Origin of the sequence: Cohnella herbarum (assembly GCF_012849095.1) — a bacterium.
Lineage (GTDB): Bacteria > Bacillota > Bacilli > Paenibacillales > Paenibacillaceae > Cohnella > Cohnella herbarum.
In genome coordinates this window covers 4,766,677-4,790,708 of the sequence record NZ_CP051680.1, presented here as the reverse complement: position 1 = coordinate 4,790,708, position 24,032 = coordinate 4,766,677, and the positions used below count along the sequence as shown (strand labels likewise).

The window sequence follows — 24,032 nt, the reverse complement described above, 5'->3', positions numbered from 1 at the left end:
AACGAATGAGGTTGCGCGGGGGAGGGACAACCTATGTTCGACGCGTCCGCGTCAGCCGGGCAATTGCTAACCATTCTCGTCATGGCGGTCGCCCTGGGCATGGATGCATTTTCTCTGGGAGTCGGGATCGGCTTGAAAGGCGTACGGCTTTACGATATTTTGAAACTAAGCACGATTATCGCCATCTTTCATGTGCTGATGCCTCTCGGCGGGATGATAACGGGACAATACGTGAGCGGCTTGCTCGGCGGAATCGCGACTTCCGTGGCAGGGGCGCTGCTTTTGCTGCTTGGAGGGCATATGGTATATAGCTCTCTTCGCGGGGAGGCCGTGGATTCGATCGATCATCGCACCATATGGGGGATGCTCGTATTTTCTTTTAGCGTTAGCATCGACTCCTTCTCCGTCGGAATATCGCTTGGGATGTTTTCCACGCACGTTCTGCTCACCGTTCTGATGTTCGGATTTTTCGGAGGACTTATGAGCGTATCGGGTTTAATGTTGGGGAGACGCGCAAGCCGTGCCTTGGGAGGATATGGAGAAGCGCTTGGCGGTGTCATTTTATTCGCTTTTGGGCTATTATTTCTAATATAAGCGAGATAGAATCTATCCAGAAATACGGGGGGAAAGCAAATGAACCGCGTTTTGATCGTATGTACGGGTAATACTTGCCGAAGCCCGATGGCCGAAGCGATGCTCAGGGATTTAGCCGCCCGCAGCGGGAAACCTCTCGAAATCCGTTCGGCGGGCGTTGCCACGGCCGAAGGATTGCCGATTTCCGCTCACGCGGCCGCAACTTTGAGGAAAAGAAACTTGGCGTTGCCGGGATCGTCTACCGTGTTAACCGCGAACGAGGTGTTATGGGCGAATCTCATCTTAACGATGACGGCCGGGCATAAAAGGGCGATTCTGGAACGGTTTCCCGAAGCGTTATCCAAAACTTACACGTTGAAGGAATATGCACTGCGCGGAGATCCCATCATGGACGATGTAGCTGAAGCCGAGAGATTGTATTCGGAATGGCAAGTAAGACAAGCGTTGGGTCAGAATTTGACGCCCGAGGAGCGAGAGAGATTGTTCGAACTGCAACGCCGTATTCCGGGATTCGATATCGCGGATCCGTTCGGCGGGCCTTTGTCGTTATACGAGCAGTGCGCCGACGAGATCGAAGACGTACTGATGACGTTGGTCGATAAATGGGACAGGGAGCCTTAATCGCCGATCGAGCAGGGAGATCATTGGGCCCTCTATTTAAAGTCGATGATTGATTTTTGGTACGAGGTTCGTGTAAAATAAAACTACAACTTCAAGGTTCCGATGTAACTGGCGACGACAAGTGGAGCATACCACGGTGGAGCATCGGAATGACGGCCGGTCGCCTGGGCAAAGAGCAACGTGCGAGAGCACGTCTGCTCTTTTTTGTCTTTAATCGCTCGTAATATACTAGGAGCGGAGGCGATCATTCGACGAAATCTCTCTCGCGGCAGATAGGCCGACCTGTTTGAGTATCTTCAATTCAGGTATAATACCTATAATGTCTTCAGAGGTACTTCGAGATGTTGGGAGGTCATGCCATGGCACAGGATTCTCGGTCCATCACCGATCAAGTCGAGCAACTGCTGGTCGAATTGGTACAGACGGGCGGAGTGCGTCCCGGTCACGTCATTGTGGTGGGAGCGAGCACGAGCGAAGTCCAAGGCCATCGAATCGGTTCCTCCGGCGCCGAGAGCGTGGCCGAGCAAATCTATGATGGCGTACAGCGGGTCCGGAATCGCTTCGGGTTCCACGTCGTCTGGCAATGCTGCGAGCATCTGAATCGGGCGCTAGTAACCGAACGCGGCATTGCGGAAGCGCAAGGCTGGGTCGAGGTATCGGCGATTCCCGTTCCGAAAGCCGGGGGCTCGATGGCCGCACATGCCTATCGTCAGCTCGACGAGCCTTGCCTTGTCGAAGCCGTACAGGTCCATGCCGGCATCGACATCGGCGAAACGCTGATCGGGATGCATCTTCGACCGGTCGCGATACCTTTAAGGCCGGCGATCCGTTCGATCGGGCAAGCGAGAGTCAATATGGCGACGACTCGTCCGAGATTAATCGGCGGAGCGCGCGCCGTCTATTCAACGGTGCGCGAGGATCAAGCGAACGCTTCGCCGAACGATTCTTCAACGACAACGTGCGAGTAATCAGAAATTTATTATAAAACCTTGGGAGGATTTACGACTATGTTGGAAAATTTGCGCAAACAAGACCCTGAGATCGTCAAAGCCCTTAATTTGGAATTGAAACGCCAGCAAGATAACATCGAACTGATCGCATCCGAGAATATCGTAAGCGAAGCGGTACTGGAAACAATGGGCACCGTGCTGACGAACAAATACGCGGAAGGTTATCCGGGCAAACGCTATTACGGCGGATGCGAATACGTGGATATTCCCGAGCAAATCGCCCGCGACCGCGCCAAGGAATTGTTCGGCGCCGAGCATGCCAACGTGCAGCCGCACTCCGGCGCGCAAGCGAACCTTGCCGTTTATCTTGCCGTTCTGAAGCCGGGCGATACCGTGCTCGGCATGAACCTTGCGCACGGCGGCCACTTAACGCACGGTAACCCCGCGAACGCCTCCGGTTTGCTTTACAACTTCGTAGCCTACGGAGTGAACGATCAAACGTTCACGATCGATTACGATGAAGTTCGCAAAGCCGCGTTCAAACACCGTCCTCGCTTGATCGTTGCGGGCGCGTCCGCGTATCCGCGCACGATCGATTTCGAGAAAATGGGACAAATCGCCAACGACGTGGGCGCGCTGTTCATGGTAGACATGGCCCATATCGCGGGTCTCGTTGCCGGCGGAGAACATCCGAGCCCGGTACCGCACGCGCATTTCGTCACGACGACAACGCACAAAACCCTTCGCGGTCCTCGCGGCGGTATGATCCTTTGCCGTCAACCGTGGGCGGCGGCGATCGATAAAGCCGTATTCCCGGGCACGCAAGGCGGTCCGCTTATGCATATCATCGCCGCTAAAGCGGTAGCCCTCGGCGAAGCTCTCCAGCCTTCGTTCAAGGAGTACGCGCGTAACGTGGTCGTAAACGCGAAAGCTCTGGCCGAGGCGCTTGTCTCCGAAGGCTTGAACATCGTATCCGGCGGTACGGACAATCACCTAATGCTGATCGACACGCGCAACCTGAACATTACGGGCAAAGAAGCCGAGCACGTGCTCGATTCCGTAGCGATCACGGTGAACAAGAACGCGATTCCGTTCGATCCGACCAGCCCGTTCATCACGAGCGGTATCCGCATCGGAACGCCGGCGATCACGACCCGCGGCATGGGGCCGGACGCGATGAAGACCATCGCTCAAGTCATCGCGTTGACGCTCAAGAACACGAAAGACGAAGCGACGCTCGAGAAAGCTCGCGGCATCGTAGCCGATCTTACGGCGAAGTATCCTTTGTACCCGACGCTAGGCTATTAAGATAAGGATAATTCAAAACCGGAAACCCGATGCTGGGTTTCCGGTTTTTTTGCATGTCGAGCTGACCGCTTGTTATTAGATGAGCAAAGTAATAACAAGCAACTCGTACAAAACCAGGGTAAGGATGGCATTGGAAGCGTAGGGGCCGAAAAACCGTACGTCGCTCGTCATAATATGCAGATAGGATTGATCGGATCCGACTACGACCCCCTCATACGTATGGCCGTCTATCGTTTGCACGCGCACGTTGCGGTTCATGCATTGTCCGCATATGCCGGCGAGCTTCTTCCGGGTTTGGCGCACTTGCTCGGACCATTGGTTATCCGCTTTGTACACTTGCGCGGGATTGTCGGTCGCGCGGGCCTGCATTGGCATTCCTCCTAGGGATATCTAATTCAAGCTATGCATGCGCCTATCATAAGGTTACTGAAACGAAGCGGCCGATCGGGACGCTTCGACGAATTTCGAGCGAGTTCTTACGGATGTTATGCACCTATTCGGAGACAATGATATAATGTACGGGCAACATACATAGGAGAACGGCCGGCGAACGGATTTCGACGCAGTCGGTTCGTATAAGAAAGGGTAGAACATTATGGGACGTCTCGTCATTTGCGATCATCCGTTGATCCAACACAAAGTCACTTTTATCCGTGACAAACTGACAAATACAAAGCAATTCCGTGAGCTGGTCGACGAAGTGGCCATGCTTATGGCATATGAAATAACGAGGGATGTTCCGCTATCCACCGTTCGCGTAGAGACGCCCGTTCAAAGCGCCGAGGGGAAAGTCATCGCGGGGAGAATGATGGGACTAATTCCGATTCTTCGCGCGGGACTCGGCATGGTGGACGGCGTGTTGAAAATCATTCCTTCGGCTAAGGTCGGACATATCGGCTTGTACCGCGACCACGAAACGCTGCAGCCGGTCGAATATTATTGCAGCTTGCCTTCGGACGTTGCCGAGCGGGAATTGATCGTCATCGATCCGATGCTCGCGACCGGAGGTTCGGCGAATGCGGCGCTCGACATGCTGAAGAACAAAGGGTGCAGACCGACGAAGCTGATGTGCCTAATCGCGGCTCCGGAAGGCGTCAAAGCGGTACAAGAGCGGCATCCCGATATCGATATTTATCTAGCGGCGCTAGATGAGAAGTTAAACGATCACGGTTATATCGTCCCGGGTCTCGGTGACGCCGGAGACCGTCTATACGGAACGAAATAAGGGGGGAAACCGACGTGAGCAAAATCAAAGTAATGACGATATTCGGAGTTCGTCCAGAAGCGATCAAGATGGCCCCGTTAATTCTGGAATTGCAGAAATATCCGGATCAGATCGAACCGCTCGTGTGCGTGACCGCCCAGCATCGGCAGATGCTCGATCAGGTGTTGGAAGTGTTCGACATCAAGCCCGATTACGATCTTGACGTCATGCAGGCGAGCCAGACGCTGAACGATATTTCCATTCGCGTCCTTCAAGGGCTCGAACCGGTATTAAGAGAGGCGAAGCCGGATTTGGTGCTCGTTCACGGGGATACGTTGACGACGTTCCTGGCGAGCTATGCTTCCTTCATGCAACAAATCAAGGTGGGGCACGTCGAAGCGGGCTTGCGTACTTGGAATAAGTTATCTCCGTACCCGGAAGAGATGAACCGCCAATTGACGGGCGTGCTTGCGGATTTGCATTTCGCTCCGACGGATTGGTCGGCGGACAATCTGCGCAAAGAAAACAAAAGCGAAGAACAAATCTACATTACCGGCAATACGGTGACCGACGTGTTTCAATATACGGTCAAATCGGATTTTGCCCACCCGGTACTGGAATGGGCGGCCGGAAGGAAACTCGTCCTCATGACCGCGCATCGCAGAGAATCGCAGGGGGAGCCGCACCGGCAGATCTTCCGCGCGGTGAAGCGGATCGCCGACGAGTTCGAAGATATCGCCATCGTCTATCCGGTGCATTTAAGCCCGGCCGTACGCGAGCCTGCTCAGGAAATTCTCGGCAATCATCCGCGCATTAAGCTGATCGAACCGCTTGACGTCGTAGAACTTCATAATTTTTATCCGCATACCCATCTTATTCTGACCGACTCCGGAGGACTTCAGGAGGAAGCGCCGTCTTACGGAGTGCCGGTTCTCGTTCTGCGGGATACGACGGAGCGACCGGAAGGCATCGAAGCGGGGACGCTGGAGCTTGTCGGAACGGAAGAGAAAGACGTCTACGATCGTACGCGCGCTCTATTAACCGATAGAGAGCTATACGCCCGGATGAGTCAAGCCGCTAACCCTTATGGGGACGGACGAGCTTCGAAACGAATCGTGGCCTCGATTCTCCATCATTTCGGTCGCGGGGAGCGTCCGGATTCGTTCCAACGCTAGACATCTGAGAAGCAAGTAATGGAAATGGATTGAAGTCCTACAGGTCAAGTCGGAAATACTTGCCATGGGAATCGGGAAAAAACGTACAGCGTACAGTGCAACTGTATGGTTTGGAAGTCCGGGAACACTTGATAGATATGGATTTTCAAATGCGATGTTCACATAAAGTTTGATTTTCGATCAATTGACAAACGCTGTCGCCGAACGATACAATATATCGTGAAACATGGGAAGAAAGGGCTTACGTACTTGCTTTTTACTGCCCATGCAGCGTCAAAGGAGCGACAAATCCATGACGGAATCTCCACGTAAGCCTGAATTGCCTCAAGACGAGAATCCTTGGAAGGCCGCCGGCCTTGTAACGGGTTTGGGTGTGGAGCTTGCGGTTTGCATCGGACTCGGCTGGTGGCTGGGGACGGTGTACGATGACCGGAATGGCACTAGCTATGGGTATTTAACCGGAGTGGTGGTCGGACTGGTAGCCGGTATTGGGTCGGCCGTGGCGCTGATCCGGAAATATACGGGGGCTAGAAGACCGTGATGGACGATTTGCCTGCTTTGCTTAGACGTACTACGCGCATTACTTTCTTTTTTTTGTCCATTGGCTGCATTGGTTGGGCCGTATGGCCGGATTCCAAGCCGATCTTCGGCGGATTCATGATCGGCGTGATCGGCGGTTTGCTAAGCTCTTATCATCTGGCTTGGAAAGCGACGCGCATCGGCAATCATGCCGCCGCCGGATACAAGAGCAGGATGGGATTCGGTTTCGTGTCCCGCGCAGCCATCGGAGTAGCTGCCGCCATAGTTTCCGTGAGGGTGATGGATTTTAATCTTCCCGCGACGGCGGCAGGAATATTAGCCTTACCGTTGGTGACACTGTTACTGGGTTTGTTCGCCATTCGCCGTCTTCAGAAGAGACAGTCCACTGACGAAAGGGGTGAAAAATGACAATATGGAACATTTAGTGCCTCTTATCGAGATCGGCGGAATAGAGTTCGACGTAGCCGCTATTATGATGGTCGTAATTTCGAGTCTTGTCGTGTTTATTCTCGCCCGCTTAGCCGTACGCAATCTATCGGTCGAGAACCCCGGGAAGTTGCAGAACTTCTTGGAATGGGTCGTTGAATTCGTTCAAGGGATCATCGGCCAGAACATGGATTTAAAGAAGGGTAGACCGTATCTCGCGCTTGGCTTGACGCTTATCCTGTACATCTTCGTTTCCAACATGCTCGGTCTTCCATTCAGTATCATCACGGAAGCGCATGGCAACCATATCCCGACCATCTTCGGTCAGGAGTTAATCGTGAAGGGCGAGCATGAACATTTGGCTTGGGCGTGGTGGAAATCGCCGACAGCCGATGCCGCCATGACAATGGCGCTGGCGTTGATCGTCATCGTTCTATCGCATGTTCAAGGGCTGCGGCACAACACGAAGCATTACCTAAAGCACTACACGCACAATCCGAATCTAGTGTTCCTACCGATTCACTTGATCGAGATCGTGTCCAAGCCTTTGACGCTCGGTTTGCGGCTATTCGGTAATATTTTTGCCGGAGAGGTTATGATAGGCGTTATCCTTGGAATGAGCTGGATCGGTATTCCGGCGATGATTGTATGGCAAGGATTCAGTATTTTCGTAGGTTCGATTCAAGCGTTTGTATTCACGATGCTGACTATGGTTTACATTTCGCAGTCCATCGTTCATGAAGAAGATCACTAATATTAAACAAAACCCAATTTTTCGAGGAGGATTTACACAATGGAAGTTTATGGATTGATTGGCGCAGGTCTTGTATTCGGTCTTGGTGCACTTGGAGCAGGTATTGGTAACGGTTTGATCTTCAGCAAAACGGTAGAAGGTATTTCCCGTCAGCCGGAGCTTCGCGGTACGCTTACCGCGACTGCGTTTATCGGGGTAGGTCTCGTTGAGGCTATGCCGATCATCTCCCTCGTTCTTGCATTCATGTGGTCTGCGTAAGAATCAATTTTAATGAAACGTAAGGCGCGGAGTCGGACTAGCCTCCACGCCTTCCTTTTGCAGTTAATGCACGTAGCTTGAATCGAGCCGTGTGAAAGGAGTGTAGATCGGTGACAATTACTTGGTCCAATTTTTTCATCCAATTAGTAGCTTTTGCCATTCTGTTCTGGCTCTTGTCGCGCTTCGCGTTCAAACCGTTGTTCGGAGTTATGGAAAAACGCCGTCAGCTCGTACAGGAACAAATGGAGAACGCGCAAAACAACCGTTCAGAGGCTGAAAAGCTGATCGAAGAACAAAAACAAGCTTTACAATTAGCTCGCAAAGAAGCTCACGATATCATCGAGCAAGCTAGAACGACGGGTTCCAGACAATCGGACGAAATCGTTCAATCCGCGCGCAACGAATCGAACCGCATCAAAGAAGAGGCGGTACGCGAGATCGAAGCCGAGAAGAACAAAGCGGTAGCGGCATTGAAAGCTCAGGTAAGCGGCCTGTCCGTCCTGATCGCTTCCAAAATCATCGAGAAACAAGTTGACGAGCAATCCCAGAAGCAACTCGTTGATCAATATCTGCAAGACGTAGGGAATAAGTCATGAGCCGCGGCACGGTAGTAGCGAAGCGGTATGCCAAAGCGCTGTTCCAATTGGCTCAGCAAAAGGGTCTCGTGGCGGAAACCGAACTGCAATTGGATTTGATCGTTAAAGTCGTAGAAGGAAATGCGGAATTTCGCGCGTTCCTTACGGCTCCCAACATCACGTTGGATACGAAGAAACAAACGCTTGTCCAAGCATTCGGAGCAGAAGCTTCCCCGATCGTCCTTAACTTGGTCGGCTTGCTGATCGAGCGCGGACGCGAAGGCGAACTGGCAGCCGTGCTGGCGGCATACAAGCAAGTGGCGGGCGACGTTCTGGGAAGATCGGATGCGCACGTTACCTCTTCGAAGCCGTTAAGCGAAGACGAGAAGTCTAAGCTGGCCGAGAAGTTCGGAGCGTTATTGGGTAAAACGATAAGGGTGACGAATACCGTAAACCCGGAATTGTTGGGCGGACTTACCGTTCGCATCGGCGACACGCTGTACGACGGAAGCCTCAAAGGCAAGCTTGAACGTTTAGATAAGGCGCTGCAATCGGTAGCGATTTAATTTTAACAAAACCATTAGCAAGCAATGGAGACAGGGGTGAACGAATTGAGTATTAAGCCCGAAGAAATCAGCACTCTGATTAAGCAACAAATCGAGCAGTATCAATCCGATATTCAAGTCGTTGACGTAGGCACCGTCATCCAGGTCGGTGACGGAATCGCGCTCGTGCATGGCTTGGAAAAATGTATGGCGGGGGAATTGCTCGAGTTTTCCAACGGAGTCGTGGGCATGGCCCTCAACTTGGAAGAGGATAACGTCGGTGTCGTTATCATGGGACCTTTCAAAGGTATCCGCGAAGGCGATCAAGTAAAAAGAACCGGCCGTATCATGGAAGTTCCGGTCGGCGAACAATTGCTCGGACGCGTCGTGAACTCGCTCGGACAACCGGTTGACGGCAATGGCCCGATCAACACGACGGCAACTCGTCCGGTTGAATCTCCGGCTCCGGGCGTTATGGACCGTAAATCGGTTCACGAGCCTATGCAAACCGGTATTAAAGCAATCGATGCTATGATTCCAGTAGGTCGCGGCCAACGGGAATTGATCATCGGCGACCGCCAAACCGGTAAAACGACGATCGCGATCGATACGATCGTTAACCAAAAAGGCAACGGAGTTATTTGTATCTACGTTGCAATCGGACAAAAACAATCGACCGTCCGCGGCGTTGTTGAAACTCTTCGCAAACACGGCGCTCTCGATTACACGATCGTCGTAACCGCAAGCGCATCCGAACCTGCTCCGCTCTTGTATCTTGCGCCTTATACGGGCTGTTCGATGGGCGAGCACTTCATGTATAACGGCAAGCACGTTCTGATCATCTATGATGATTTGACCAAGCAAGCCGCCGCATATCGCGAGCTTTCCTTGTTGCTCCGTCGTCCTCCGGGCCGCGAAGCTTATCCGGGCGATGTATTCTATCTACACTCCCGTCTATTAGAGCGTTCCGCTAAGTTGAGCGATGAGAAGGGCGCAGGTTCCATGACCGCGTTGCCGTTCATCGAGACGCAAGCGGGCGACGTCTCCGCTTATATTCCGACCAACGTTATCTCGATTACGGACGGTCAAATCTTCCTTGAATCGGATCTGTTCTACTCCGGACAACGTCCGGCGGTTAACGTCGGTATTTCCGTATCCCGGGTAGGTAGCTCCGCTCAGATCAAAGCGATGAAAAAGGTTGCGGGTACTCTTAAAACCGACCTTGCTCAATATCGCGAACTGGCTGCGTTCGCGCAATTCGGTTCCGATCTGGATAAAGTAACGAAATCGCGTCTGGATCGCGGTATCCGCACGCTTGAAATTCTTAAACAAGGCGTTAACCAACCGCTTGCGGTTGAGCGTCAAGTCGTTTCCTTGTACATCGTAACCAAAGGACACGTCGATACGATTCCTGTTCAAGACGTTCGCCGTTTCGAAGGGGAGTTCTTGGCTTACGTGGAAGCGAACCATCCGGCAATTTTCAGCTCGATCCGCGAAACGAAAGACTTGACTCCGGAAACGGACAAAGCTCTTATCGATGCGATCGCTGCGTTTAAGAAAGGCTTTGCCGTAACGGCATAAGCCGAATACCGTCGTCCTAGGACGACGAAACCGATGATTTGCTTTGCACTGAACGGAACATTAAGCTTGAGCCGGGTTTGCCCCAAGCAAGCCTGGCAATAAGGTGGTGAAACGATTGGCTAAAGGGATGCGCGAAATTAAGCGCTCGATTCGAAGCAAGCAGAACACGAAACAAATCACCAAGGCGATGGAAATGGTCGCGGCTTCTAAGCTTAGAAGAGCTCAAGAAGCTGCGCTAGCGGCTCGTCCGTATACGGATAAGATGAAAGAGGTCGTATCCAGTATCGCTTCCGCGGCAGGCGGCAGCAAACATCCGATGTTGCTGAGCCGTCCGATCAAAAGAACGGCGTACTTGGTCATTACCTCGGATCGTGGACTTGCCGGAGGTTATAACGCCAACATCCTCCGTAAAGTGCTGCAGACGATCAAGGAGAACCACCAATCGCCGGACGAGTATGCCGTGTTCGTTCTTGGACGCAAAGGACGCGATTTCTTCGCACGCCGGGATATTCCGCTTGTCGAGGAAGTAACGGGTCTGTCCGATTCTCCGAAGTTCTCGGATATTAAAGACATCGCGGCTAAAGCGGTCAAAGGCTTCGAATCCGGCAAGTACGATGAACTTTATCTGGCGTATAACAAATTTCACAACGCGATCTCGCAAGAGCCAACGCTCAAGCGGATACTTCCGTTAGGAGAAATCCAAGCCGGAAGCAACAAAGCGGATTACGAATACGAGCCTTCCGCAGAAGAAGTGCTCAACGTGTTATTGCCGAAATACGCCGAGACACTTGTGTTCAGCGCGTTACTCGAGGGCAAAGCCAGCGAATTCGGAGCACGGATGACGGCAATGGGCAACGCAACGAAAAACGCGACGAAGATGATCGCGGATTTGACGCTCACGTACAACCGTGCGCGGCAAGCGGCTATCACTCAAGAAATCGCGGAAATCGTCGGCGGAGCGAACGCACAGCAATAAAATTTGTGACGGTTGATCTCAAGCCCCGACGGGGAGAGAGTTTAATTGCACTTCAGGAGGTAAAACCATGAGCAAAGGGCGCGTTGTTCAGGTACTGGGACCGGTCGTCGATATCGAATTCGACCACGGCCATCTGCCTGACATACTCAATGCGATCAAAATTGAAGCAAAAGCGGAAAACGCCGGCGGTCGCGACATCAGCCTTACGGTTGAAGTCGCGCAGCATCTTGGCGACAACCTGGTACGCGCGGTAGCGATGTCCTCCACGGACGGTCTCGTAAGAGGCACGGAAGCGGTTGACCTCGGCATTCCGATTACGATCCCGGTTGGACCTGCGACGCTCGGTCGCGTGTTTAACGTATTGGGCGATTCGATCGACGGTAAAGGCGAAGTGGATCGCACGCACGTAAACCCGATTCACCGCGCGGCTCCGCTGTTCGAAGAACTCACGACCCAGACGGAAATGCTGGAGACGGGAATTAAAGTCGTTGATCTGCTAGCTCCTTACACCAAAGGCGGTAAGATCGGACTGTTCGGCGGCGCGGGCGTAGGTAAAACGGTTCTCATGCAAGAGCTCATTCACAACATCGCTTCCGAGCATGGCGGTATTTCCGTATTCGCCGGCGTAGGCGAGCGTACTCGCGAAGGAAACGACTTGTACCATGAGATGACGGAATCCGGCGTTATCGCGAAGCTCGCGATGGTATTCGGTCAAATGAACGAGCCTCCGGGCGCGCGTATGCGCGTTGCCTTGACGGGTCTGACGATGGCGGAATATTTCCGCGATCAAGAAGGCAAAGACGTTCTTCTGTTCGTCGACAACATCTTCCGCTTCACGCAAGCGGGTTCCGAGGTTTCCGCATTGCTCGGACGTATGCCTTCCGCGGTAGGTTACCAGCCTACGCTGGCTACCGAGATGGGTCAACTGCAAGAGCGTATCACTTCCACGAAAAAAGGTTCCGTAACGTCTATTCAAGCGATCTACGTTCCTGCGGATGACTATACCGATCCAGCTCCGGCTACCGCGTTCGCGCATCTTGACGCGACAACGAACTTGGACCGGAACATCGCTGCGATGGGTATCTTCCCTGCGGTTGATCCGCTTGCTTCCTCTTCCCGGATTCTTGCTCCGGAAGTCGTCGGCGACGAGCATTACAACGTTGCTCAAGGCGTGAAGAAAGTCCTTCAGAAATATAAAGAACTTCAAGATATTATCGCGATTCTAGGTATGGATGAGCTGTCGGAGGAAGACAAACAAGTCGTTCACCGCGCTCGTCGCCTGCAATTGTTCCTGTCCCAACCTTTGCACGTTGCAGAGGCGTTCAACGGGATTCCGGGCGTTTACGCTCCTATTAAAGAAACGATCCGTAGCTTTAAGGAGATCCTCGAGGGGAAACATGACGATCTTCCGGAACCGGCTTTCCATAATGTCGGCATTATCGAGGAAGCGATCGAGAAAGCGAAGAAACTCGCTGCTGCGGTTTAATCAGCCGCCGGTTTGGAGGGAACGATATGAGTACCTTACGGTTGGAGATCGTAACTCCGGAGCGAAAAGTTTACGAGAAAGACGTGAACATGGTCGTCGTCAAAGGAGTTGGCGGTGAGCTGGGTATCCTGCCTCATCACATTCCATTGGTAACTCCATTGAAGGTTGCTCCGGTTAAAGCCAAGATCGGCAATACGAACGAGTTCATTGCCGTTCACGGCGGATTTATGGAAGTGCGCAAAGACAAAGTGGTTATTCTCGCTGAAGCCGCCGAGATGGGCTCGGACATCGATGTGTCCCGTGCTCGCTTGGCTAAGGAACGCGCGGAACGCCGTCTAGCGCAGAAACAAGCGGATATTAGCGCGCAGCGTGCGGAATTGGCGTTGCAACGCGCTATCAGCCGGTTGGAAACAGCCGGAGAAAAGTAATTCGCGAAATCATCGCGCTCTTCTGGATCTTGAATCTGGAGAGCGCGATTTTTTGTTATGAAAATATAGACATATCCCCGGAAGATCGGCTAAGACGAACGGATTACGAGTAAAAGTCGCGTTCATTTCGCTGCTTGATGGTCTTTGTGCGGACAATGCACCTTATAATACTTATAAGCAAATCTGATGAGTTTCCAATGAAAACGCTATTTTCGTGGACTAGAATGGGAGCATTTGCTATAATTATGAAGTAAATTTACCAGTTTGCGGAGGCGTTGAAGTGGAGAAATACATCAATTCATACGTCATTGTTACCGTCTTCCTCATCTTAGGCATCGTATTTCCGATTTTCGTATTGTGGTTGGGCTCCGTACTTCGTCCCAAGAAACCGACGGAAGAGAAGCAGACGACGTACGAGAGCGGCAACGAGCCGGTAGGAGACAGCCAGATCCGCTTTAACGTTCGGTACTACCTGTACGCGCTAATGTTCGTTATTTTTGATGTGGAAACCGTGTTTCTTTACCCTTGGGCCGTAGCTTACAACAAGCTTGGTCTATTTGCTTTGGTCGAGATGGTCATATTCGCCGGACTGCTGCTTATCGGACTTGTGTACGCTTGGAGGAAGAAGGTGCTGAAATGGAATTCGATTTAGCGAACGTATCGCCGGAAGATCGGAAAGAAGTGGAGCGCAACGTATTCTTTGGCACCGTCGATCAACTGAAAGGCTGGGCGCGAAGCAACTCGTTATGGCCGTTGACCTTCGGGTTAGCTTGCTGCGCGATCGAAATGATGGCGGCAGGTGGCGCGCATTACGACCTGGACCGGTTCGGAGTCATGTTCCGAACGTCGCCAAGACAAGCGGACGTCATGATCGTTTCCGGAACGGTAACGAAGAAGATGGGACCGCTGCTTAAACGGCTGTACGATCAAATGCCCGAACCGAAATGGGTAATCGCGATGGGATCCTGCGCAACGGCCGGAGGCCCGTACGTGAAGTCTTATTCCGTCATTAAGGGAGTCGACCAGATCGTGCCGGTCGACGTGTATATTCCGGGATGCCCGCCCAATCCGGCTGCGCTTATCTATGGAATTAACAAGCTTCAAGAGAAAATCAGGTACGAGGCGAAAACCGGGAAGCAGGTGATTAGCCGATGAGCGAAGAGAACAACCGGGAGCCGGAAGGAACGCCGGCATCGGCTGATCCTGCCGCGGAGTCGAAGGATACCGCTTCGGAAGCCGCGGCACCTAAGGAGCCTGCTCCTAGCGCCGCGGATGAGGCGCCAGCGCCTCCGCCGGCTCGCAGGGTCGAGACGGACGAGGAGAAAGCCGCGCGCCGGAAAGCCGCTTTGGAAGCGCGAGAGGCCGCCAAGGCGGCAGCTGCGCAAGCCGCCGCCCAAGCCGCGCAAGCGGGGACGGAAGGCAGAGCGGCGGCGAAAGCCGCGGATGGCGAAGGGGGAAGCTCCGAAGAGGAGCAGTCGCCCAAGCCGCCGTCCCCGAGCCAACCGCGTTTGGATCGCGTCGTGGCGCTGTTGCGAGAGTTAGTATCCGAGGATGCCGTGGAGGAAGCTTACATTAACGAAGCGAACGACCACCTTCCTACAATCGTCGTTAAGAACGAACATTGGCTGAAAGCCGCGCAATTATTCCGAAGCCATGAGGAGATGAATTGCGGTTATTTACGTAATTTGTCCGGCGTAGACTATGAGACTTACATGGAAGTCGTCTACTATCCATTGAACATGGATCGCCGCGAGACTTATTGCCTTAAAGTTCGCAGTGATCGGGAGCAACCGAGCATCGACTCCGTAACTCCGATCTGGGAGACGGCGAATTGGAACGAAAGGGAAGTTTACGATCTGTTAGGGATCGAATTTCCCGGGCATCCAGATCTTAGACGCATCATGATGCCCGATGATTGGGTTGGACATCCGCTACGCAAAGACTACGTTCCGCTTGACCCGGAGGTGTAAGCACGCGTGATTCGTACTGAAGAGCTGCTGCTCAACGTTGGTCCACAGCATCCTAGCACGCACGGCGTGTTTCGGATTATCGTCAAAATCGACGGAGAAGTGATAACGGAAGCTACGCCTGTCATGGGTTATTTGCACAGAGGCACGGAGAAACTCGCGGAAAACCTGAATTTTACGCAAATCATTCCTTATACCGATCGTATGGACTATGTTTCTGCCATGACGAACAATTATGTGCTCTGCCATGCGGTGGAGAAGATGATGGGGCTGGAAATTCCGGAACGCGCGGAATTCATGCGCCTAATTGTCATGGAAATGCAACGGGTTGCGAGCCATCTGGTGTGGTGGGGAACTTATTTGCTCGATATTGGTGCTTTAAGTCCGTTCTTATATGCCTTCAGCGACCGGGAGCGTATACTGGGCTTGTTTAACGAGTTATGCGGGGCAAGATTGACGTACAACTACATGCGTGTCGGCGGAGTGAAATGGGATGCCCCGGACGGATGGATCGATCGCGTCAGAACGTTCGTCAAAGATATGTACAATCGTTTGGACGAATATCATAATCTGGTTAGCGGGAACGAAATTTTCCTGTCGCGGATTAAAGGAATCGGGCAGTATGACGCGCAAACGGCGATCGATTACGGACTATCCGGAGCGAACTTGCGCTGTACCGGCGTCCAGTGGGATCTGCGCAAAGCCGAGCCGTACAGCTTGTACGATCGCTTCCAGTTCGACGTGCCGGTCGGCAAGAACGGGGATTGCTTCGATCGATATGAAATCCGTATGGCGGAGATTACCCAAAGCTTGCGTATTCTTGAGCAGGCACTGGAGCAGTTTCCGGGCGAAGGCGAGACGATGGGCAAAGTGCCGCGCGTCATCCGACCGCCGGCCGGTGAGATCTATGTGAGAATCGAATCGCCTCGCGGCGAGATCGGTTGCCATATTGTTTCCAAGGGCAAGGCAGAGCCTTACCGGCTCAAATTCCGTCGTCCATCGTTCGTTAACCTGCAAATCCTGCCCAAGCTGCTCGTCGGGGAGAGCATGACGAACTTGGTTACGATTCTCGGCGGGATAGATATCGTGCTCGGGGAGGTAGACTGCTAATGCAGCGCTTCTGGGATGAACCTTTAAGCTGGGGCAATGCCGGGATTTTCGCCGCGGCGGCGATCGGCGTTCTAATCGTCGTCATCTTTTTCGTCACCTATGCGATTTACTTCGAACGTAAATTTATCGGTTGGATGCAATACCGCAAAGGACCGAACCGTACGGGGCCTCTTGGCTTGTTGCAAACGGTAGCCGACGTCTCCAAGCTTCTGCTCAAGGAAGATACGATTCCCAAGAAGGCGGACAGAGGATTGTTTATTCTCGCGCCCGCGCTGGCGTTCGTGCCCTCTTTTGCGGTGCTGGCATTCATTCCTTACACGATGGATTTACAGTTTGCCGATCTTAACGTAGGTTTCCTCTATTATATCGCCCTGTCGGGGATTACGACGATCGCGATCGTCATGGCCGGCTGGGCTTCCAACAACAAATATTCCCTCTTAGGCGGTATGCGCTCTGCTGCCCAGATGATCAGCTACGAGGTCCCGCTCGTTATGTCCGTCGTCGGCGTGGTGATGATGACGGGAAGCTTGAATTTAAGAGAGATCGTCATTGCCCAGAGCGGATATTTCTGGCATTGGAATTTCTTGCCGCAGATTCTCGGGTTCGGGATTTTCCTGATCGCGGCGGTATCGGAGCTTAACCGGACCCCGTTCGATTTGCCGGAGGCCGAATCGGAGCTCGTCGCGGGATACCATGTCGAATATAGCGGATTTCGCTTCGCGTTCTTCATGCTAACGGAGTACATCTACGTGTATGCGATTGCCAGCTTAACGACGATATTGTTCCTTGGCGGATGGCATCCGCCGATCCCGCAGCTGGATTTCATTCCGGGACTCATATGGTTTTTCCTCAAGTTCGCGGTCATCGTCTTCTCGTTGTTTTGGATCAGGGCGACGTTCCCAAGGCTTCGCGTCGATCAATTGATGGGCTTGGCTTGGAAGGTATTGCTGCCGCTTGCGATTCTTAATATTTTCTTGACGGCGCTAGGGATTGAATTGATGGGATAAGGAGGCTGACGCCATGAAAGGAATGCTCAAAGGGCTCGGAGTAACGCTGAAAACGATGGGTACCAAGAAGGTGACGCTCGCGTATCCCGACGTTCCGATCGAGATGCCGGACAGGTTTCGCGGGATTCAATATTTCGAACCGGATAAGTGCATCGTGTGCAATCAATGCGCTCGGATTTGTCCGACGGACTGTATTACGTTAACGGGCAAGGCAAATCCGGATCCCGAGAAAAAGGGCAAGGTCATCGACACGTTCGACGTGAACTTCGAGATTTGCATCCTGTGCGATCTATGCACGGAAGTTTGTCCGACGGAAGCGATCGTGATGACGAACAACTTCGAACTTGCCGCATACAGTCGCGATGACTTGTACAAAGACAAACAATGGCTGTACGAGAACAATCTGAACATTCGCGAAGACAACAATAACATAGGCTCTCCGAAAGGAGGCGCCAAATAAACGGTGTTTAACTTTAACATTGAGTTCACTGGCGAATTCGTAGCCTTTTTCGTGTTATCGGTGTGCGCGATCGTCGGAGCCGTGCTTGCGATTAATTTTACGAAAGTCGTCCATACGACGCTTTCGATTGCTTTCACTTTTATTTCCATAGCCGGTCTTTACGTGCTTCTGGAAGCCGAGTTTATCGCATTCGTGCAGGTGCTGCTGTACGTTGGCGCGATTACGATTCTGATGATCTTCGGAATTATGATGACCAAACACGACGGCGAGGGACAGGAACCGGCGCGACCGCTATTGGAAACGCTGGCCGCGATCGGTTGTATTTGCTTGTTCGGTATTCTGTTCTACGGGATTCGCAACGCGAATTTCCCAACGGAAGCGGCTGCTTTCGCGGAAGATAACACTTTTGAGATCGGAAAGCTTCTCTTCACGCAATACGCGATTCCGTTCGAACTGATCTCCGTTCTTCTGACGGTAGCCTTTATCGGTGCGATCGCGCTGGCGAAGCGAGAGGAGGAGGGCTCGCAATGAGCATGTTATCCTCGTACTTAACGCTTGCTGCCGTTCTGTTCTGCGTCGGGCTTTACGGCGTGTTAACGAAGAGAAACGCCATTATCGTACTCTTGTCGATAGAATTGATGCTCAATGCGGTTAACCTCAACCTGATCGCTTTCTCCAAGTACGGGGTCAACCCTTCGCTAGCGGGTCACATTTTCTCTCTGTTCTCCATTTCGGTCGCCGCTGCGGAAGCCGCGGTCGGCATTGCGGTGTTGATCGTGCTTTACCGTAGCCGCGTAACGGTGAACGTGGACGAATTCGACGAGTTGAGGAGGTAACTTCCATGAGCACCTTCTTTGCGCAATACGCCTGGCTCGTCCCGGTGTTTCCGTTCGCCGCTTTCGCGATACTGACGGCAATGGGCAAAGGTTTGAAGAAAACGGGAGCATGGATCGGCACGATTGCTACCTTTGCTTCCTTAGTGCTATCGCTATGCATTGCGGCCGAACGATTATCCGGGAATGCCGCGGATTATAGCAACCAATTTACATGGATCGAGATCGGAACTTTGAAGCTTAGCGCGGGGTTCGAGGTGACGAACCTATCCACGTTGATGCTCGTGATCGTGACGCTGGTAGGGTTTCTCGTGAATCTGTACTCCCAAGGCTACATGAAGAACGACGAGAGAATTTCGACCTTCTTTGCTTACGTGGCCTTATTCACGAGTTCCATGCTGGCGTTGGTTCTGTCCGACAATCTGCTGACGTTCTATATTTTCTGGGAATTGGTCGGCGTATGTTCGTTCCTGCTCGTCGGGTTCTGGTATCAGAAGCCGGAGGCGAAAGCCGCGGCAAAGAAAGCTTTTATCGTGACGCGCATCGGGGATCTAGGGTTATTGATCGCATTGCTGCTACTATTCTGGTACATGCCCGGTCATGCGCTCGACTTCACGACGATCCACAATGTATTCGATACGCAAGCCGGCGTCATCTCTACGGGAATAACGACGCTGATCGCCCTGCTTATTTTCCTAGGGGCCGTCGGTAAATCCGGTCAGTTCCCGTTGCATGTCTGGTTACCAGACGCCATGGAAGGCCCGACGCCGATCAGCGCCTTGATCCATGCGGCGACGATGGTTGCGGCCGGCGTGTTCCTCGTCGCTCGAACGTTCGATATTTTCGAAGCCTCTCAGGTGGCGATGACTACCGTTGCGATCATAGGCGCGTTCACGGCGATTTTCGCCGCAACGATCGGTTTGGCGCAGAACGATATTAAGAGAATTTTAGCCTATTCGACCGTGAGTCAGTTGGGCTACATGATGCTTGCTCTTGGAGTAGGCTCCGTAACGGGTGCGATGTTCCACCTGTTCACGCACGCGTTCTTCAAAGCATTGCTGTTTTTGGGAGCCGGAAGCGTCATCCACAGCGTACATACGCAGGACATCCGAGAGATGGGCGGTCTAGGCGGCAAAATGAAAATAACGGCTTGGACATTCGGATTAGGCGCGCTAGCGTTATCCGGTATACCGCCGTTCTCGGGCTTCTGGTCGAAAGACGCGATACTGACTGCCGCGCTGGATAAAGAACCGTTGCTATTCATCGTAGGAGCGATTGCCGCATTCTTCACCGCGTTGTATATGGCGAGATTGTTCTTCCTCGTATTCGTCGGGAAACCGAGGGAAGGACAGCATGCCAAGGAATCGCCAGCCGTCATGACCATCCCGCTCATCATTCTGGCCGTGTTGGCTACCGTGGCGGGTTTCGTCGAGACGCCGTTTAATGGCTGGTTCGGACAATGGTTGCTTGGTGACGAGGCTGAGCATCACGTTAGCGGATTAGTCATGGTGGTATCCGCGGCCGTCGGTCTGTTGGGAATCTATATCGGCTGGCTTATGTACGTTAAGGGAACGATACGCCGAGATGTCGTTTCCTCGAAAGTACCTGGATTGGTTACCGTTCTCGAACGAAAATATTATATCGACGAGTTATATCAATGGTTATTCGTCAAACCTTTACAAAGTTTAGGCAAAGCGTTAGATCTGTTCGACGAATATGTCGTTGACGGGGTCGTTCGCTTGTCGGGTTATTCCGTTTCGGCTCTCGGACGGCTGAATTCGAGATTACAGAGCGGTCAAGTTCAAACCTACGCTCTCACGGCATTGATCGGAATCGTGATTCTGATCGTCGCGATCGCCGGAAGGAGGTTCTGGTAATGCTGGATAACCTGCCGGTGCTTTCGCTTATCGCGTTGACGCCGTTACTCGGGGCGCTTATCGTATTGCTGTTACCTAGCGCTCGTAGCAACTGGTTACGCATAGCGGCAATCGTGTTTACTGTAATCCCGCTTGCATTGGTTCTATGGTTGTTTGCCGTTTATCAACCTGCAGCCGGCGGCGGAGAATATACGGAACATGTCACATGGCTCTCGGTTCCGCTTAATATGGAAGTGCTGAATATCACTTTTCAAGGTGCTATCCATTCGTTTAAGCTGGAATTTGATTATCACTTGGCTGTTGACGGCATTTCGATGCCTCTTCTCTTGCTTACGGGTGTCGTGTCTACGATGGCGGTACTAGCCTCAGTGCACATTCGTAAACGTCGGAAAACCTATTATGCCCTGTTTTTACTGTTGTTGACCGGAATATACGGCGTTTTCCTAGCTCGGGACCTGATTCTTTTCTTCATCTTCTTCGAGGTCACGCTGATTCCGATGTTCTTCCTGATCGGGATATGGGGTTATTACGGGAGAGAGAAAGCAGCTACTCGTTTTCTGATCTATAATGGGCTAGGTTCAGCAGCGATGTTGCTATCATTCCTGATCTTAATTACCACGCTTGGCTTCAGTGCCGTCGACGGTTCTAATATTCTGTTTAGCGGAAATTATGACGTTCTGCTAAGCAATTTGTCTGATACGAACGCCATGGCTAATTTGGATACAGATCAAGCCAGATACTTGGGTATTTTCTTATCGGACAACGCCAGATGGGCGGCATTTTTACTGCTGCTTGTCGCGTTCGGAATCAAAGTGCCGATATTCCCATTCCATACGTGGATGCTGCGGGTTCATACCGAGGCTCCACCGGCTATCGTAATGATCCACTCAGGTATTTTGCTGAAAATGGGCGTATACGGACTGATCCGTTTCGCGGTATTCTTGTTCCCCGATCAAGTGCATTCATGGACGACCGTGCTCGCGGTTCTCGGGGTAATTAACATCCTCTACGGAGCCATACTGGCGTGCGTGCAGAAGGAATTCAAGCTTGTGCTCGCTTACTCGAGCATAAGCCACATGGGAATCGTCCTGCTAGGGATCGCTTCGCTCGAAGAAGTGGGCTTACAAGGCGCGATCTACCAATCGGTCTCGCACGGATTGATCTCCGCGTTGCTGTTCCTTGTCGTAGGAAGCCTATACGAGCGCACGAATTCGACGCAACTGGGCGATCTGGGCGGATTAGCCAAAGCCGTTCCGTTCATGTCGGGTATCCTGTTGCTAGCCGGTCTAGCATCATTAGGCTTGCCGGGGTTATCCGGTTTCGTAGGCGAATTTTTATCGTTCCTTGGTTTGTTCGGTTCGATGAAAATTTTGACGGCCATCGGAGTGCTCGGTATTTTGTTCGCCGCGATTTATGTACTACGCAGCATTCTGAGCATCACTTACGGTCCAATGCCGGAACGATTCGACGGGATGAAGGATGCGCGGTTCGTAGAAGCATTGCCAATGATCACTTTATCGGCGCTCATCATCTTGCTCGGCGTATACCCATCCCTGTTGACGGATCTCATGCAGCATGGATTTAACGGACTGCTAGAACAAATTCAGACGAGGATGGGGGGATAACATGGAAGCTTTGCAGACTTTATCGTGGAGCGATACGTGGTACCTGGCCCCTGAGATCGTTTTGTCGGGTTTCGCTTTTCTGCTTGTTATCCTGGACTTGTTGCTTCCCAAGAGGATCAATAGGGACATTATCGGGTGGCTGACGTTACTCGGAATCGTAATCGCCGCCGTGTTCGTCGTTCTTCTGCTATTGTCGCTTGGAGACGGAGATGCTTCGGATAGCGCCGCGACATCCTACAATTTGCTGGCGGGCAGCTATCGGGTAGACGATTTCGGAAACCTGTTGAAACTCATTTTCTTGGGCGCATCCGCCTTTATCGTTTTCTCTTCGCTCGGTACGGTGAGGGACGAGGATGTTCCCATTAAAGGCGAGCTCTACTACCTTATGTTGCCGGCTGTTTTAGGCGCTATGGTCATGTCGTCATCCGGCGATCTCATTACTCTTTTCGTAGGCTTAGAGCTTCTCAGTATTACGACGTACATCTTGGTCGCTACGAGGAAGAAAAGCAAACTATCCAGCGAAGCGGCGTTTAAGTACGTTGTTACGGGAGGAGTCGCATCTGCTTTCATTCTTTACGGAATGTCGTTTCTGTATGGATTAACAGGCGGAACGAATGTTGTCGCAATCGCTCAAGGACTAGACTCTGCCGTTGAAAACGCGGAAGCGTTGCTCTATATCGGATTTTTCCTGATGATTGCCGGATTTGCAGTCAAATTGGCGTTGGCCCCGTTCCACGCTTGGGCTGCGGACGTATATCAAGGCGCGCCGACGCCGGTAACGGCATTCTTGGCGATCGTTGCCAAGGGAGCGGCATTCGCTATGCTGTACCGAATCTTCATGAATACGGCTTTCATGACATCGGCCGCAAGCAGCATGTTGAAGAAAGACGTATTCATCGCGTTGGCCGTCTTAGCCGCGGCCGCAATGATCGTAGGCACGGTCGGAGCATTAAGGCAGCGCAACGTCAAAAGGTTGCTCGCGCTTTCGGGCGTGGCTAATGCCGGTATTCTCCTGACGCCGATTGCGATTAACTTAACGGAAATGCACGCGTCATTATTTTCCGAGTTCCTGTACTTCCTGGTCGCATATGCCTTCATGAACGTAGGGGCATTCTCGGTTCTTACGATCGTATCCAGAGATTCAGGGAACGAGACCTTATCGGGTTTCGCCGGGTTATATCATCGAGCGCCTTGGACGGCCGTTGCGATGACGATCTTGCTGTGTTCCTTGGCTGGATTGCCGGTAACCGGCGGGTTTTTCGGAAAGCTGTTTATTCTGTTCGGTACGATCCAGACGCATACTTATTGGCTAGGTGCCGTGTTGTTGGTGACGACGGTTATTTCATACGCTGTCTATTTCACCCTTATTCGTCAAATGTATATGAGATCGGGTACGGTTGATTCCGGCTTGAAAATGAGTGCTCCATCGGCGATTTCAATCGGATTATGTACGATTGCGACCCTAATACTCGGGTTTTTCCCGGTGCCGATCCTGGATTGGATTGACCAAGTTTTCTCGCTAACGTCGGAGTTGCTGTTATTGAACGGTTAGCAGGAATCTACTAATCGATATGTACCTTCAAGAGATTTGCTCTCAAGTCGAACGGCTTGGGAGTTTTTCTTTTGTATGAAGAGTATCCAAATGTCGACGAATTGCGACCAAAGACCCGATTTTGCCGATGAAAGAAGGGAATCGCTGTCGAAAATAGAAACTTTTAATACAGAAGGCATA

The 24,032-nt window shown here is 52.2% G+C and carries 28 protein-coding genes and 1 riboswitch; of the genes, 27 read left to right on the top strand and 1 reads right to left on the bottom strand.

The features are described 5' to 3' along the window. Positions 1-33: 33 nt before the first annotated feature. From HH215_RS20485 to glyA, 4 genes are all read left to right on the top strand, one after another. Positions 34-594, top strand: coding sequence for a manganese efflux pump MntP (locus HH215_RS20485; protein ID WP_169281581.1), 561 nt, complete (start codon positions 34-36; stop codon positions 592-594). Positions 595-633: 39 nt separating this feature from the next. Further along, positions 634-1,215: a low molecular weight protein arginine phosphatase gene (locus tag HH215_RS20480; RefSeq protein ID WP_169281580.1), complete on the top strand. Its 582-nt coding sequence runs from the start codon at positions 634-636 to the stop codon at positions 1,213-1,215. A 94-nt stretch (positions 1,216-1,309) separates the two neighbouring features. Next, a riboswitch (ZMP/ZTP riboswitch) is annotated at positions 1,310-1,392 on the top strand. Positions 1,393-1,574: 182 nt separating this feature from the next. Next, positions 1,575-2,183 carry a TIGR01440 family protein gene (locus HH215_RS20475; RefSeq protein ID WP_174887633.1) on the top strand — a complete coding sequence of 203 codons (609 nt, stop codon included), beginning with the start codon at positions 1,575-1,577 and terminating at the stop codon, positions 2,181-2,183. Between the two features lie 42 nt (positions 2,184-2,225). Next, positions 2,226-3,473, top strand: a complete 1,248-nt coding sequence (glyA, locus tag HH215_RS20470) for a serine hydroxymethyltransferase (protein ID WP_169284496.1) — start codon at positions 2,226-2,228, stop codon at positions 3,471-3,473. A gap of 75 nt (positions 3,474-3,548) precedes the next feature. On the opposite strand, the gene HH215_RS20465 is transcribed toward glyA, so the two are convergent. Continuing rightward, positions 3,549-3,842 carry an LSm family protein gene (locus HH215_RS20465; protein ID WP_169281578.1) on the bottom strand — a complete coding sequence of 98 codons (294 nt, stop codon included), beginning with the start codon at positions 3,840-3,842 and terminating at the stop codon, positions 3,549-3,551. Positions 3,843-4,068: 226 nt separating this feature from the next. Here HH215_RS20465 and upp point away from each other — a divergent pair, with 226 nt between their 5' ends. The 23 genes from upp (at position 4,069) to HH215_RS20350 (ending at position 23,852) form a co-directional block, all read left to right on the top strand. Further along, positions 4,069-4,698, top strand: a complete 630-nt coding sequence (upp, locus tag HH215_RS20460; RefSeq protein WP_169281577.1) for a uracil phosphoribosyltransferase — start codon at positions 4,069-4,071, stop codon at positions 4,696-4,698. A gap of 14 nt (positions 4,699-4,712) precedes the next feature. Beyond that, entirely contained in the window at positions 4,713-5,852 is a 1,140-nt protein-coding gene (gene wecB, locus HH215_RS20455) for a non-hydrolyzing UDP-N-acetylglucosamine 2-epimerase (RefSeq protein WP_169281576.1), read from the top strand. Positions 5,853-6,144: 292 nt separating this feature from the next. Continuing rightward, complete coding sequence (locus tag HH215_RS20450; RefSeq protein WP_169281575.1) at positions 6,145-6,393, top strand: AtpZ/AtpI family protein; 249 nt, start codon at positions 6,145-6,147, stop codon at positions 6,391-6,393. Next, positions 6,393-6,800, top strand: coding sequence for an ATP synthase subunit I (locus HH215_RS20445; protein ID WP_254450592.1), 408 nt, complete (start codon positions 6,393-6,395; stop codon positions 6,798-6,800). Before HH215_RS20450 ends, HH215_RS20445 begins: the two co-directional genes overlap by 1 nt. A 4-nt stretch (positions 6,801-6,804) precedes the next feature. Then, complete coding sequence (atpB, locus tag HH215_RS20440) at positions 6,805-7,572, top strand: F0F1 ATP synthase subunit A (protein WP_169281573.1); 768 nt, start codon at positions 6,805-6,807, stop codon at positions 7,570-7,572. A gap of 39 nt (positions 7,573-7,611) precedes the next feature. Continuing rightward, a complete protein-coding gene (atpE, locus tag HH215_RS20435; protein WP_169281572.1) occupies positions 7,612-7,830 on the top strand; it encodes a F0F1 ATP synthase subunit C in 219 nt (72 codons plus the stop codon). Between the two features lie 110 nt (positions 7,831-7,940). Further along, entirely contained in the window at positions 7,941-8,426 is a 486-nt protein-coding gene (gene atpF, locus HH215_RS20430) for a F0F1 ATP synthase subunit B (RefSeq protein WP_169281571.1), read from the top strand. Beyond that, positions 8,423-8,971, top strand: a complete 549-nt coding sequence (locus HH215_RS20425; RefSeq protein ID WP_169281570.1) for a F0F1 ATP synthase subunit delta — start codon at positions 8,423-8,425, stop codon at positions 8,969-8,971. Before atpF ends, HH215_RS20425 begins: the two co-directional genes overlap by 4 nt. A 45-nt stretch (positions 8,972-9,016) precedes the next feature. Beyond that, positions 9,017-10,531, top strand: coding sequence for a F0F1 ATP synthase subunit alpha (gene atpA / locus HH215_RS20420; RefSeq protein ID WP_169284495.1), 1,515 nt, complete (start codon positions 9,017-9,019; stop codon positions 10,529-10,531). A gap of 115 nt (positions 10,532-10,646) precedes the next feature. Further along, complete coding sequence (gene atpG / locus HH215_RS20415) at positions 10,647-11,507, top strand: ATP synthase F1 subunit gamma (RefSeq protein ID WP_169281569.1); 861 nt, start codon at positions 10,647-10,649, stop codon at positions 11,505-11,507. A gap of 67 nt (positions 11,508-11,574) precedes the next feature. Next, entirely contained in the window at positions 11,575-12,993 is a 1,419-nt protein-coding gene (gene atpD, locus HH215_RS20410) for a F0F1 ATP synthase subunit beta (RefSeq protein WP_169281568.1), read from the top strand. A 26-nt stretch (positions 12,994-13,019) separates the two neighbouring features. After that, positions 13,020-13,421, top strand: a complete 402-nt coding sequence (locus tag HH215_RS20405; RefSeq protein WP_169281567.1) for a F0F1 ATP synthase subunit epsilon — start codon at positions 13,020-13,022, stop codon at positions 13,419-13,421. Positions 13,422-13,701: 280 nt separating this feature from the next. Then, entirely contained in the window at positions 13,702-14,073 is a 372-nt protein-coding gene (locus HH215_RS20400; protein ID WP_169281566.1) for an NADH-quinone oxidoreductase subunit A, read from the top strand. Beyond that, complete coding sequence (locus tag HH215_RS20395) at positions 14,058-14,576, top strand: NuoB/complex I 20 kDa subunit family protein (RefSeq protein ID WP_169281565.1); 519 nt, start codon at positions 14,058-14,060, stop codon at positions 14,574-14,576. The genes HH215_RS20400 and HH215_RS20395 overlap by 16 nt, the downstream gene beginning before the upstream one ends. Continuing rightward, positions 14,573-15,391 (top strand): NADH-quinone oxidoreductase subunit C, encoded by an 819-nt coding sequence (locus HH215_RS20390; RefSeq protein ID WP_169281564.1) that lies wholly within the window; start codon positions 14,573-14,575, stop codon positions 15,389-15,391. The genes HH215_RS20395 and HH215_RS20390 overlap by 4 nt, the downstream gene beginning before the upstream one ends. Before the next feature lie 6 nt (positions 15,392-15,397). Then, positions 15,398-16,498: an NADH-quinone oxidoreductase subunit D gene (locus HH215_RS20385; RefSeq protein WP_169281563.1), complete on the top strand. Its 1,101-nt coding sequence runs from the start codon at positions 15,398-15,400 to the stop codon at positions 16,496-16,498. Continuing rightward, positions 16,498-17,505 (top strand): NADH-quinone oxidoreductase subunit NuoH, encoded by a 1,008-nt coding sequence (gene nuoH / locus HH215_RS20380; RefSeq protein WP_169281562.1) that lies wholly within the window; start codon positions 16,498-16,500, stop codon positions 17,503-17,505. The genes HH215_RS20385 and nuoH overlap by 1 nt, the downstream gene beginning before the upstream one ends. A gap of 13 nt (positions 17,506-17,518) precedes the next feature. Beyond that, positions 17,519-17,965: an NADH-quinone oxidoreductase subunit NuoI gene (nuoI, locus tag HH215_RS20375; RefSeq protein ID WP_169281561.1), complete on the top strand. Its 447-nt coding sequence runs from the start codon at positions 17,519-17,521 to the stop codon at positions 17,963-17,965. Between the two features lie 3 nt (positions 17,966-17,968). Continuing rightward, on the top strand, positions 17,969-18,496 hold the full coding sequence (locus HH215_RS20370) for an NADH-quinone oxidoreductase subunit J (protein WP_169281560.1): 528 nt from the start codon (positions 17,969-17,971) through the stop codon (positions 18,494-18,496). 2 nt (positions 18,497-18,498) lie between these two features. Continuing rightward, positions 18,499-18,801 (top strand): NADH-quinone oxidoreductase subunit NuoK, encoded by a 303-nt coding sequence (gene nuoK, locus HH215_RS20365; protein WP_375140529.1) that lies wholly within the window; start codon positions 18,499-18,501, stop codon positions 18,799-18,801. 5 nt (positions 18,802-18,806) lie between these two features. Beyond that, complete coding sequence (nuoL, locus tag HH215_RS20360) at positions 18,807-20,675, top strand: NADH-quinone oxidoreductase subunit L (protein ID WP_169281558.1); 1,869 nt, start codon at positions 18,807-18,809, stop codon at positions 20,673-20,675. After that, positions 20,675-22,300 carry a complex I subunit 4 family protein gene (locus HH215_RS20355; RefSeq protein WP_169281557.1) on the top strand — a complete coding sequence of 542 codons (1,626 nt, stop codon included), beginning with the start codon at positions 20,675-20,677 and terminating at the stop codon, positions 22,298-22,300. Before nuoL ends, HH215_RS20355 begins: the two co-directional genes overlap by 1 nt. A 1-nt stretch (position 22,301) precedes the next feature. After that, entirely contained in the window at positions 22,302-23,852 is a 1,551-nt protein-coding gene (locus HH215_RS20350) for an NADH-quinone oxidoreductase subunit N (protein WP_169281556.1), read from the top strand. Positions 23,853-24,032 lie beyond the last annotated feature (180 nt).